The organism is Aeribacillus sp. FSL K6-8394 (genome assembly GCF_038008865.1).
GTDB lineage: Bacteria > Bacillota > Bacilli > Bacillales > Aeribacillaceae > Aeribacillus > Aeribacillus composti.
The window spans coordinates 208,427-221,954 of the sequence record NZ_JBBPAA010000002.1 but is presented as its reverse complement, the minus strand read 5'-3'; the positions used below and the strand labels follow the sequence as shown (position 1 = coordinate 221,954).

Below are 13,528 nucleotides of genomic sequence, written 5' to 3'. Positions count from 1 at the left end.
TTGTTTTCGTGTTTAACCAAAATCAGTTTTGAATGTTACTTATTGTCCATGAAACATATGAGTAAAATTATGGTGAGAAAAAAAACAACCTCTTCATCCAGATAATGGTGTGAAGCATTTTATCTAGATGAAGAGGCCACCAAGCGAAAGCGCATTTATGGAGGATCTTTCGAGATGTCTGGATGAGCGGTAAACTACAATAACTTTTTGATCGCCTACATTGCATTTGTACGAAACGTCATCAATCTCCGTTTGCTTTACGCGACAGTCAGACAAGTTCAATATTTCAATAATTCCCGAGTTACGTTTTTTATGTAAGCGTCAAACAATCCCTACTTGCTTTAACCCAACAGGGATATATTATGATTTTGATAGATTGTTCAAGACAGAAAGGTTGACCAAGAGAAGCCACATTGTTTGCATCCATATTTGGGATTTCCTTAATACTCCATTCTTTATATTGATCTTCTGATGAACATTCTTTTTGATCACGACATGGCAAAACTTTAATCCTTCTCTGGCTATAACATCCGAAAGCCGTTTCGAATTCGGAAGTGCTTTAAGTGTTAAAGCCCTCGTTTCATGGCAGTGTGAACTCATAATAAAAAACTGTTTTGAAGGCAGGTGTATGAGACTTGGAGCTTACGAAGCATTGCTGAAGGCCGTTAGTAGGATCAAACTCAACAAGCTTCAGTACTTTCAAGCATCGGATAAAAAAAAGACAATCATTTGACATGTATAAAACATGGAAAATAATTGTCTTTTTGATGGACTGTTCTAAGTAGGAAATAAAAATTTTAAGAAACTTACTTGGACTTTGCATTTATGCTCAAGTTTGACACCATTTCACTACATGTGGATAACTAAAGGTGATTATACCAATAGTTATCCACTTTTTTTATCGAAAATATAATCATTATGTAGTGTTATGTGGATAACTTTTGTATATCCAATAATATGTAATATATGTTATACTATTAGTGCTATGTATATTCGAATTAATAAGCAAAAAAATAAAAATGGTTCAGTTCGTCAATATCTACAAATATGTCGTACATTTCGTGTAGACAATAAAGTTCGGCAACAAACGCTTTGTAATCTAGGGAGGTTAGAACATTTATTAGAGAATGGCTCTGTCGATAACATAATCGAGGGATTAGCCAAATTTTCAGAGCGTTACTTTGACCGAATTCATGGGCAAGGGTCTTCCTCTTCTGTCTCCGTGCTTTGGACAAAAGAGTTTGGGCCGGTTTATCTGTTCCGAAAGGTATGGGAAAAGTTAGGGCTTGGTCGGCTATTACGTAAAATCATGGATGATTCCGAGACTGCTTCTCGGTATGACGAAGCCATTTTTGCCATGGTGTTAAACCGTCTCATGGATCCCAATAGTAAGCATTATATCTTCAAACAATGGATCGACACGATTTATGCAGAAGGTCTTTCAGACATTCAACTCCATCACTACTATCGTGCATTAGACTTCTTAAGTGAACAAAAAGAAAAAATTGAGGAACAACTTTATGGACATTTAACCGATTTAACCTCATTAGAAGTAGATATCGTGTTTTACGACACGACAAGCACCTATTTCGAAGGAGAGGAAGCAGACGAACTGCTGGCTCACTATGGTTACTCCAAAGATCATCGTGGAGATCGAAAACAAGTCGTGATTGGCTTATTAATGACCAAAACAGGGATTCCGATTGGACATCAAGTCTTCCCTGGAAACATGCATGATACGAAGACATTTGGCATGGTGGTTGAAGACCTGAAGAAGCGCTATCCTATTCAGAAAGTCATTCTAGTGGGAGACCGCGGAATGGTTAGTGAAGCCAACTTAGATCAAATTCGTGAACTGGGCATGGAATATATAGTGGGTGTCAAATTACGAAAGTCGAAGAAAGCCCAAGAGCTATTATCCATCCGTGGGCCATATAAGAAGGTTCTCCCGAATCTAAAAGTGAAGTCAAAGAAAATCGATGGCGAAACGTATGTACTCTGTTACAATCCGGACGCTGAAGAACGTGATCGAGCGAGTCGTCAAGTCGTGTTAGAAAACCTTCAATCGAAGCTTGATGAACTCGGTCCATCTGGACTCGTCAAAAACCGTGCGTATTCCAAGTTTTTAACGATAGAAAAAGCATCGGCCAAAATTGATGAAGAGAAGGTATCCAATGACGAAAAGTTTGACGGAAAGTATGCCATTCGGACCAACTCGTCATTAACGGATGAAGAGGCAGCACTTGCCTATAAAGAGTTGTGGAGAGTGGAACAAGCCTTTCGTAACCTGAAGTCGAATCTAGAACTTCGCCCGATGTACCATCGAGTGGAATCTCGTATTCGAGGCCATATCATGGTTTGTTTCCTTGCGCTTGTCATGGAATCCTTTTTGGCCTATAAGCTAAAAGAAATAGGATGCCAAACAAGTGTAAAGGATATTTTGCATGATGTAAGCCAGATGAAGGCCTCGAAAATACGCGTGAATGGTGAAGAGCAAATCGTTCGTACAGAATTACAAGGTCAAGCAAATCTAGCATTTGAAGCACTTGTCACACAAGCGCCTCCTAGAGTATTAGAAAAAAACACGTGCCACTAACAAGTGTAGTGGTACGTGTTGTGGGTAAAGTCCAAAACACCAGTATTTTCGGGCTTTTCTTTAGTGTACTCTGTCAAACTTGAGTTTTAGATATAAAACAAATGAATTACGCAAGCTCCTTATTATTGCGTTTTCTATTCCGTTACTAATTGAATTGATTCAGTTACCACTGCATTATCAAATTTAGGGACAAGAATTATTGATATTGATGATATCTTATTAAATATGTTGGGTATATTGGTCGGTTATTATACTACTTTGTTCATGTTAAAAAGAGAGAAGATATTCAAAAAAATTTCTAGTCTTTTAGGCTGCACAAATTAAAGTTTTACTAATATCATCATGGAAAATCCCTTGAATACAAATTCTTCTTCCTCCCTCTTTTTCCCTTCCAGATACCAACCTAATAACAGGAGAGAAGAACTTTTTATAGAAGAGGGAGAAAATAACAAGAAAACAATTCTGTGTATAGATAATAAAGTTGTTTAAAATAGTTATCTCTAATTTTCGATTAAAGCCCCTTCCTTGACCATGATTGATTAAAATCCATATTTTTCTTCCTTTGCTTTCCGTATACTCTGATAGGTTTCTGCTAATATCATTGTATCTTCAACTAACCGATCAATCCGGAATAAGATATCATCATTGATAATCTTATTTCGATAGAAATCCTTTTCTTCAATAAATACATATTTTTGTACGATTTGAGCCTTCATAAAGGACAAAATCGGTTTTAATTGTTGTTCAGCTATTAAATAATGTTTGGATGAGCCTGCCGTCACAACAATGCTGGCGATTTTATCTTGCAACGCGTCTTTAGGAAGAAGATCAAATATATTTTTTAAAGCAGCCGGTATGGAAGCCTGAAAGATGGGTGTCCCAATTATAAGTACATCTGCTGCCATGACTGTTTCTGCTACAAATTTTGTATCTCCTTCATATTCCGTATAGTTTCGTCCATCACTAAACTCAACTTTCAATTCTGCTAAATCCAGCAATGTTACTTCATATTGCGGATATTTTTCTTTCAGGGATTTCACTGTATAGTCCATTGCAGTTCTTGTTTTAGTGCCGACATTTGATCCGGCTATCGCAACAATCTTCACTTTTAATTCCCTCCTTTACTTCTTTGCTGTATATTTTTTGATGGCAGGTAAAATCTCGGTGCCAAGGATTTCAATATTTCTTTTTATCTTATCAAACGGAACGCCGCCGAAATCCAATTGCGCCATGTAACGTTGGTGTCCAAACTGTTCATGTTGATATAGAATTTTTTCTATTATTTGTTGAGGACTGCCAACATTCATTACATTCCGGGTATCAGCCCCTTGCGCAAACAGTTGTTTTGAAAATCCTTGGCCATTTGTCAGCTTCATTCCCTCATTAATGTGCGGATAATATTCCTTTAATGCTTGTTGTGTCGTTTCAGCAGCATAGAAAAAGCCTGTCGTTGCAACCGGAAAATCTGCTGGATTATAACCTGCTCGTATTAAAGACTGACGGTAAACATCAATAGTGTTTTTAAAATAAGACACAGGTCCACCCAACATAGCTAAGGCCATAGGAACACCTTGGAAACCCGCTTTAATGGCACTGGCAGGTGTACCGCCAACAGCACGCCAAATCGGCAACGAACCCTCTTTAGGACGCGGCAACACCTTGGCATTTTTTAATGGAGCCCGATAATTGCCGCTCCAATTCACCACTTCATTTTCATTAATTTGCAACAACAGTTCAAATTTTTCTTCAAATAATTCTTCATAGTCACGAAGGTTATATCCTAACAATTCAAACAGTCCCACTCTCGAGGCACGACCAGCAATAATCTCGGCACGACCATTTGAGATTAAATCAATTGTCGCAAAATCTTCATATACACGAACCGGGTCTGATGTACTAATAATCGTTGAGGAGCTTCCAATTTTTATTTTTTCAGTTGCTTGAGCGATTGCTGCTAATACAATAGTGTGTGCTTGAGCGGTAAAATATTCTTGATGGCTTTCACCTACACTAAAGAAATCAATACCTGCTTGCTCAGCTAACTTAGCCATTTCTATAATTTCCTTAATTCGTTGTTGTGCTGAAATACGTTCACCTGTGTGCGGGTTCGCCAAATGATCACCTAATGTGTAAATTCCAAACTCCAATCCTTTGCTTGAATCTATACGATATTTTTTCATTCTACTATCTTCCTCCCTGCTAATCATTGTCAGCTTTTCGTATGGCATAACCGCTGACATCTCCGTCATTTCCGCAACTTTGTTAAAAGGGACATTGTATAGTCAATTTGAACGATATTTTCTTTCCATGCAACTGGCTGCTCTTTATTGAACTGAAACCAAGGCATTCGCTACAAAGATCGTCCAGAATAAACTATGGTTTGCGTGGCTGCCGCCATTATTGAGTACAGCTGTACGGATGTTTTCCGGCACTTCATCCAAATGGGAGATCAAGTCTTAAACGAATTTATTTTCCAATTGCTTGTGTGCCCTTGAATAGCATTGTTTAAATTTGCAACGCATGTGTGTATGATGGATTTCCATCGTTTTTTGTCAATGTAAGGTTCCAATGCATCATAAGCTAAGGCAAATGCTGGTCATGCAAACACCATGTTTTCATCCTCCTGTTCATACGTTCATAATAATTATCAGTTAAGTCCTTAACTCAAATCTGATGTTAGTTTAATTCTTAATTGAGAAGCTGTCAATGATTTTGCACGAGCCATTTATAGAGAATTCCATCACATGCAAATAAATCTTAACGCCAACATCCCTAATTTTTTTGCGGCGACACTGTGGCAAGAAGTGATATAATTAGCCGATTTTTATGCAACTACAAAGAAAAGAGAGGCTGTCTGAAAAGCCCATTTTAGTGTTACATGTTTCCAAATAAAAAACCAAAGAATGTTGATTTAACAGCACTCTTTGGTCTTACTTTTATCATGATTGGGATGAAAAACCATTTTAGAAAATGGTTTTCCGTTATTTTTCCACTTTTCGAAGCAGATGAAGCAATTTTTTTTTCTCTTCAATCGAAAGATTTTTGAAAAAATCTTTCTGAAAATCTTCAAGAACCGAATTGGCTTCCCTATAGATAGTTTCTCCTTTTTCTGTAAGTGAAATATAATTTGTTTTCCATTCTTTTTCTTTTTTTATTAGATCCATTTGCTCCAATTTCTTGATAAGCTGTGTGATGTTTGCTTTTGTTACCAGCAATTGATCGGCAAGCTCCTGCTGGGATAAAGTCCCCGCTGCAGCAATTCTGCTGATTACCTCAAATTGAGCATTAGATATATCCCATTTTTTTAAAATTTTATTTGTTTCTGTTGTATTATTCTTGTAGATTCGGAAGATTCTGTACCAAAGGATAACGCTATATTTCTTATCTCTGTTTGATTTTGTCATTGAAGGTTCGGTTTTCAATTTTTTCCCTCCCTTTATGAAATCCATCTTAAAAAGTTGACCAGCCAAATTCCAGACACAGATTTTTCTTTTTGCTGATATAATCTGTCTTTTCTGCCCGATATAACGGTTAATGATTTTAACATGACCCTTATCTTTCCAACTTATTTTAAGATCAAAAGATATCAATGAAATTAAATAATGAATTGGAAATTTTCGATAGGCTTATCCTTTCCTAACATAACACCTTTATCTCCATATTAAAAGAGGAAACGCAGAAAGCCTTTTCCCTTTTAAAAAAGTTTTTCCACATGATTTACATCATGATAATAAAAGAGATAAGGAGATTCAAACGAATGAGGGGCCATCGATTGTTCTTAGGATGCGATTTAACGAAAAAACTCCACCCTTCTCAACCGTTGGCAAAAATAATGTTCGTCGTTTTCAAGACACTGAAATCCAAAGTTTTGCAAAAATTGCCCAATGCTCTCGCAATGCACCAATTCTTCAGCATATTTGGCAGAATATCTGGACAAAGGCAGAGCATTTGAAGCATTCAAATAAGAATATACACCATGCGCAAAGAAAATAGATTCCTGCTCCACTTTTTGTAGAAGTTTTTCACATAACCTTATCGATTGGCTTTTCTTGTACACGATCTCAAGGTGGAGCCAACATGCTGAAACTGATTCTGGGGCTATCACGACATTTTCCTCATTTCTACTAAAAAAAGTAGCACAGACCTTGGCTGTAGTCTGTGCCCCTAATCTTAATATGATTATTTAAAACGGATTTGGGATGTGCTAAAAGTACGTTTTATTTGTTGATCAGTTACTATTTATTTTAAGTAGCAAGTGTCAAGTAATCTACTAATAGACAGCGTCCCGGATTATTTCAAACTGCGGTTCAAGAAAGCTTTCGTTCGTTCAAACTTCGGGTTTGTAAAAATCTCAGTCGGAAGTCCGGATTCGATGATTTCCCCGTTGTCCATGAAAATGACTCGGTTTGCAACCTCCTTGGCGAACCCCATCTCATGTGTCACCACAATCATCGTCATGTGCTCTTCAGCCAGCTGCTTCATTACTTGCAGTACTTCGCCGGTTAACTCCGGGTCCAAGGCGGAAGTAGGTTCATCAAACAGCAGGATTTCAGGGTTCATCATAAGCGCACGAGCAATGGCGACTCTTTGTTTTTGACCGCCCGAAAGTTTTGCAGGATAAGCTGATGCCCGATCGGAGAGCCCGATTTTCTTCAGAAGTTCTGTGCTGCGTCGTTCAATTTCCGCATTTAACTCCTTCTTTACTAGCCTAGGAGCAAGTTCCAAATTTTCTTTAACCGTGAGGTGAGGAAAGAGATTGAAATGTTGGAAAACCATTCCCATCTTAGAGGTGATCCGCTTAATCTCCTGCGGTTTTGAGTAAATCCCGTCCTTCACCAAATAATCCCCGGATATACAAATGCTGCCTCCGTCAATTTCCTCAAGATGGACCAGGCTACGGAGCATTGTACTTTTACCAGAGCCAGATGGTCCGATCACAGCAATTACGTCGTTCTTGTTAACATCAAATGTTATCTGTTTTAATACATCCAACTTGCCATATGATTTTTTGAGGTTGGATACTTCAATGAGAACCACACTCACTACTCCTTTTTAATCAAATTTGAACCGTCGTTCGAGCCACTTAAAGAGAACAGTTAATAAGAGCGTCATGATCAGATAAATAATACCTGCGATGAAGAAAGGCACGATTGTAAAATCACGGTTCACAGCAGTCTGTGCATAGTGTAATAATTCTGGTACGGCAACAGCATAGAGCAGTGCGGTATCCTTAACTAGTGTAACCGATTCGTTAGCGACGGCAGGAAGTGCGATGCGGAACATTTGTGGAAGTATGATTCTCGTCATCGTCTGCCATTTATTCAAGCCTAGGACTTGTGATGCCTCATACTGACCTTTATCAATAGCCAGCAAACCGCCGCGGAAAATCTCGGCAAAATATGCAGCATAGTTCAATATAAAACCCAAACAAGCTGCGACAAAGCGGTCTAATACCAAATAATCTCCGATCACAGGGATCATCGGCAGTCCAAAACATATAAAAAGCAGCTGAAGCAGCAATGGAGTGCCCCGCATCACATATATATAAATCTGTGTAAGCCACGATAAAGGCTTAAACCTGCTTCTTACAGCAAGTGTTAGTATGAAGCCGAGCGGAATTGACAACACAATGACGATCAAAAACAAGAGAACCGTCATCTGTGCCCCTAGCAGCATCGGCTTAATGATTGAGTTGAAATAATCTACGGACATGAAAGAATTCCTCCAACAGCAAAACAGGGTTTCTCAAGGAAATCCAAGTTCGGTCTATTTTACTTTAATACCTTATTTTCGCCAAACCACTTTTGCGAGATTTCGGCGGCCGTGCCGTCCTCATTCAGCTCATCGAGAGCTTTTTGCAGTTTATTCAGCAGTTCCTCATTACCCTTTTTAACACCAATTCCATATTCTTCTTGTGCAAGGGATTCATCGAGCAGTTTGTAAGTATCTTTTTCTTTCGACATGTAATATTTAATGACAACTTCATCAATCACTACTGCATCAACACGTTTTAGCTTTAGATCCTTCAATGCCAGAACATTGTCGGCATACTCCGTAACCGTCTTGATTTTCGATTTAATCGGATTTTTATTCAACGCATCGGCTGCAGAAGACAGAGATTGAAGACCAACCACTTTGCCTTCTAGATCATCAAGTTTAGAAATATTTGAATCAGCAAGGGTGACCACAACTTGTGCATTTTTCATATAAGGCTTTGTAAAAAGAACCTTCTTTTTGCGCTCCTCCGTAATGGTATATCCGTTCCAAATGAGATCGATCCGTCCGCTGCTTAATTCAGATTCTTTTGTTTTCCAATCGATCGGCTGAAATTTTACCTTTGTTCCCATTTTTTCGGCAGCTGCCTTGGCGTAGTCAATGTCAAACCCTACAATTTCATTATTCTCATCCCGGAACCCCATAGGTGCAAATTTATCATCTATTCCAATTACTAGCGTTTTGTCTTTTTCCTCCGATTTGGAGCATCCTATCAGGAACGAGAATAACGCTGCCATAGTTAGGATAAACATTGCTAATCGTTTCATACTGTAGATAACCACCTTTAATTTATTTTCATTTTGTTTTTAACCTATTGCATGTCCAAAAAATTCAAATGTCCCCCGCTACTACTTACAATTAAACCATCCGTAAATGCATCTGCAATAGTTCGGACAACATTTGCATCAAATAAGCTCAAAAAAGCATAACGATAATTGCTATAAAAACGCATCTATGAAGATATCTGCGAGTGCACTTTAATTCGATAATATATTAGAGTAATAAATTAACATAAAATAAAAATAACACAACATAAAAATGAATGTCAATGGATATTTTTAGTTCATTAGCATACTAAAGTATTTGAGAATCATAGTTTTCTATACATATAATTGTATTGTTCAATGTTTGATTTGCATTTTAAATCTCCACCATAAAAACAGGGCTCGAATGACTTGATCGATTACAATGGATAGCCATACTCCTGCTATTCCTAAATTTAATTGGATGCCCAATACATATACACCTACAATACGAATGACCCACATGCCGACCGCTGTACTGTACATGGGGCTTTTTGTATCTCCTGCTCCTTGTAAAGCTCCAGTCAACACCAATCCCATAGCTAATGCTGGTTGGGCAAAAGCATCAATTCTTAATGCCGTAGTAACCATCTCAATAGCCTGTTTATCTGTTGTAAACCAAGTAGCAAGCCAAGGAGAAAGGAAAACAACAGAACACCTATTATAGACATAAATAACATGGCGATATAAGTCGTCAGCATCCCATATGTATAAGCCTCTTTTTCAAGCTTTGCCCCAATATGCTGCCCTACAAGTGTTGATGCTGCCGCAGCTAAGCCATATCCTAGCATATAGGAAAATGTTTCGATATTCCCGGCAATTGTATGAGCTGCATACGTTTCCGTTCCAATTCGAACAATTAATCCAAAGTAAAGCACTTGCCCTAAACGCATAATTAAGCGTTCAATTGCTGCAGGAGCAGACAGCCTCAAAATAGGCAATGTGAATTTCTTTATATCCAATGAAGATTTCTGAAATAAAGAAAATGATATAGACGATTTTTGAATGTAATAATAAAGAGCGATGGCTCCCAGCACTCTTACAATGACTGTCGCCCAGGCTGCTCCTGCTAAGCCCAACCCGTGAAATCCCAATAAACCAAAAATGAAAAAGTAGTCCAAACCGATATGGATGATATTAATCCACCAGCTTACTTTCATCGGTGTTTTTGTATCGCCAGCAGCTCGTAAAATACTTCCAAAGATAAACATTAAAGAAATAAAAACAGACGGGACAGCTACAATCCGAAAATAAACAGAGGCGTCTACTAAAACGCTTGGTTCTGCTCCCATAATACGAAGTAAAGGTTCTGTGAAAAATAAGGTGATAAGACCAAAAAATAAACCTATAAAAAAAGAAAGAATGGTTGACTGCTTAGCAACGGCTTTTGCTTGATCAATATTACCAGCACCGACATGACGTGCGATCAAAGAAGTAGCCCCTACTCCAACTGCCATGAAAATGGCGATATATACGGCTAGAACAGCATTTGCCACGCCTACTGCTGTGACTTCGTTTAATCCTAATTTTGATACAAAAAGTGTGTCTACAAATCCTACCACTGTTTGCAAAATATTTTCGATCATGGCAGGAACAGCTAATGCTAGGATGATCTTAATTTTTTGTTTTGTTGATCGCTCCTGACTGATACCCTCTGGAATCATCAAAAAAGTTAATCCCCTTATCGAATGAAATTCTCTAATGCTTTTTTTAAATCGTTTAATACTTGTTCCTCATTTCCTTGATGAACAGCATTTACTAGACAATTCTCCATATGATCAACAAAAATTACTTTTGCTGCATTATCTAACGCTTTCCTTACAGCCGCAATTTGCAGAAGAATTTCAGGACAGTCTCTTCCTTCTATCGCCATTTCTTTAATGGAACGAACATGTCCCTCAATTCGCGCTAATCGATTAATCACCTGCTTGCGATATTTATGTTCATGATTTTGATGATGGTGGTTTTGACACATATTTCATTCCTCCTTATTATGATAGTATCCCCCCAGGGGGGATATGTCACTTTAAATTTTTTTCACCTTTTCAAAATATAAATATGTTGTTCAATCATAGTTAACATAATAGTCACAAAAACCCCTTTAGGCTCCAAGGGGTTTCTTATTGATGTAAACTTCGTTGATATTTACGTGCAACCAAGCACATCTTATATCTGCATAAAAAAAGCTGGATTTTAATATAGGGCGATATTGTGAGAGCAACTTTGTAAAGTATACAAGTCCTATGATCACTCTTCACAAAACATACTAAGATTAGTATGTTTTTTTTGACATAGAAAAACTCCCCTAGTGAAGGGGAGCATATATTTTAAGACAGCCTTTACTTTTTCTTAAAAAATTATTATATCCATTCTTTTTGTTAGGATTATTGTTTTGCGCCAAATGATGACTTATTATGAGCGGGCCATGTTGCCCGTTTTTTATTTGTTGCAATGATGTAAACGGCGGCAACTGCGATCAAGACTGCAATCAAGGAACCGAGATTAAATATTCCCTTTTCGGAGTACCATGCAATCGAGTATCCAATCGAACCAGCCATTAAAGCATAATACGTAAATGGGAGCAATGTTTTTCTAATAACTGCTCCTTCTTTTCCTACCAACCCGACTACTGCCGAAGCAGCGACGACATTGTGTACACAAATCATATTCCCAGCCGCACCACCTACCGCCTGAAGGGCAACAATCCAAGTGGGATCAACACCAATTTGGGAACCTACATTATATTGAAATAAAGAAAACATCATATTACTGACCGTGTTGCTGCCAGCTATAAAAGCGCCCAGTCCACCAATAAATGTGGAGAAAAAGGGCCAATAATTGCCCGCCAGCGCTGCTACTCCGTTCGCCAATTCAATTGGCATTTGATCATAACCTGCAGCACCGCCGCCTGAATTTAAAAACACTTGAACCATTGGAACGGTAAAAATTAGCGCGGTTGAAGCTGAGATCATCGTTTTCCCTGAATGCATCCAAGCACGTTTGTATGCGCTTCCATTCATACCGTGAATAAAAAAGGTAATCAGTGACACAACAATAAAAATTGTTCCTGGTGAATAAAGCGGTTGAAAGCTAGCCGTAATATTTGTTCCAAACATATTCCGAATCTCAATCGTCCACTCTTGTAGCCACCCGCCGATTGGAAGCGATTTCAACCTGGTCGCCACTAAAAACAGGCCAACTAAAATATACGGAGTCCAAGCGCGAATCATGCTCATCTTGCCGTTCTTGTGTGCGATATCTTTAATCTCAATTTTTCCTATCCAATCCGGATCCCATTTAGACTTTTCTTCAAAATCCCATACTTCTTCTTGAGATGGCATTAAAAAACCTTTTTTCGCAATGGCAATAACGATTGCTAATCCGACCAAGCCGCCAACCATGGAAGGAAATTCAGGGCCAAGGACATTGGCAACGATGAGATATGGTATCGTCATTGTAAAAGCCGCAAACAAGGCAAATTTCCAAACTTTAATTCCTTCAGAAAACGACTTGTTTTTTCCAAAAAATTTGGTCATTAGGGCTACAACAAATAATGGAACAAGAGTGCCCGTTATCATATGAAGAATAGCAACTTTCGCTCCAATCAAAGTGACCAACGACAGCAAGTTATCAGTAATCGTTGCATCAGCGGATAATCCTGATTGTACGCCGACAAGAATCGGTGTGCCGACAGCACCGAATGAAACGGGTGTGCTTTGAATGACCATGCCCGCCACAACGGCTGCCATCGCTGGGAATCCTAATCCTACTAATAATGGAACAGCAACCGCAGCTGGCGTACCAAAGCCTGCGGATCCTTCAATAAACGAACCAAATAACCATGCGACAATAATTACTTGAATGCGCCGGTCTGGAGAAATATCGGTGAACCCTTGCCGGATTGTTTTAATTCCCCCACTTTCTTGCAAAGTATTTAAAAGCAAAATGGCGCCAAAAATGATGTACAATAGTGTAGCAGCTACAACCAAACCATTTATGGAGGCAGCTATTACATTGGCTGCTGATACTTTCCAAACAAAGAGCGCAAGTATGACGGCCACAACATATGAAATCGGCATCGCTTTGCTAGCTGACCACCGTAACCCAACCAAGAAAATTCCGACGATTAAAATTGGAAGAAGCGATAAAAAAGCCAACAATCCAGTACTCACAAGAGATTTTCCCCTCCCTTATTCAAAATGTAATTCACCCACATGAATGGAAAATCATTGTACACTCATTATACCTTTTATTTTTTTAATTATCAATATTTTCTGAATTTTTTATCATTAACTAATTCCTTTGTTATGTAATAATCAAACCCTTGCCCTATTTGAAAAGTTGGAGCGAAATC

Annotated in this window: 9 protein-coding genes and 1 pseudogene; 1 reads left to right on the top strand and 9 read right to left on the bottom strand. The window is 38.4% G+C overall.

Features of this window, described 5'->3' with window-relative positions:
* The first annotated feature begins 985 nt into the window (after positions 1-985).
* Entirely contained in the window at positions 986-2,596 is a 1,611-nt protein-coding gene (locus NSR00_RS13510; protein WP_445659583.1) for an IS1634 family transposase, read from the top strand.
* A gap of 539 nt (positions 2,597-3,135) precedes the next feature.
* Here NSR00_RS13510 and NSR00_RS13505 read toward each other — a convergent pair.
* From NSR00_RS13505 to NSR00_RS13460, 9 genes and pseudogenes are all read right to left on the bottom strand, one after another.
* Positions 3,136-3,702, bottom strand: coding sequence for an NADPH-dependent FMN reductase (locus NSR00_RS13505; protein WP_340789431.1), 567 nt, complete (start codon positions 3,700-3,702; stop codon positions 3,136-3,138).
* A gap of 15 nt (positions 3,703-3,717) precedes the next feature.
* Entirely contained in the window at positions 3,718-4,776 is a 1,059-nt protein-coding gene (locus NSR00_RS13500) for an LLM class flavin-dependent oxidoreductase (RefSeq protein ID WP_340789430.1), read from the bottom strand.
* 801 nt (positions 4,777-5,577) lie between these two features.
* Positions 5,578-6,186 carry a MarR family winged helix-turn-helix transcriptional regulator gene (locus NSR00_RS13490; RefSeq protein ID WP_340789428.1) on the bottom strand — a complete coding sequence of 203 codons (609 nt, stop codon included), beginning with the start codon at positions 6,184-6,186 and terminating at the stop codon, positions 5,578-5,580.
* Between the two features lie 700 nt (positions 6,187-6,886).
* Positions 6,887-7,633 (bottom strand): amino acid ABC transporter ATP-binding protein, encoded by a 747-nt coding sequence (locus NSR00_RS13485; protein WP_066250409.1) that lies wholly within the window; start codon positions 7,631-7,633, stop codon positions 6,887-6,889.
* Between the two features lie 15 nt (positions 7,634-7,648).
* A complete protein-coding gene (locus tag NSR00_RS13480; RefSeq protein WP_063386499.1) occupies positions 7,649-8,308 on the bottom strand; it encodes an amino acid ABC transporter permease in 660 nt (219 codons plus the stop codon).
* Between the two features lie 59 nt (positions 8,309-8,367).
* Positions 8,368-9,138: an amino acid ABC transporter substrate-binding protein gene (locus NSR00_RS13475; RefSeq protein ID WP_340789426.1), complete on the bottom strand. Its 771-nt coding sequence runs from the start codon at positions 9,136-9,138 to the stop codon at positions 8,368-8,370.
* Between the two features lie 354 nt (positions 9,139-9,492).
* Positions 9,493-10,760, bottom strand: a pseudogene (locus tag NSR00_RS13470) (MATE family efflux transporter).
* 95 nt (positions 10,761-10,855) lie between these two features.
* A complete protein-coding gene (locus NSR00_RS13465) occupies positions 10,856-11,149 on the bottom strand; it encodes a metal-sensing transcriptional repressor (protein ID WP_063386497.1) in 294 nt (97 codons plus the stop codon).
* A gap of 409 nt (positions 11,150-11,558) precedes the next feature.
* On the bottom strand, positions 11,559-13,346 hold the full coding sequence (locus tag NSR00_RS13460; protein ID WP_340789424.1) for an L-lactate permease: 1,788 nt from the start codon (positions 13,344-13,346) through the stop codon (positions 11,559-11,561).
* Positions 13,347-13,528: the final 182 nt, after the last annotated feature.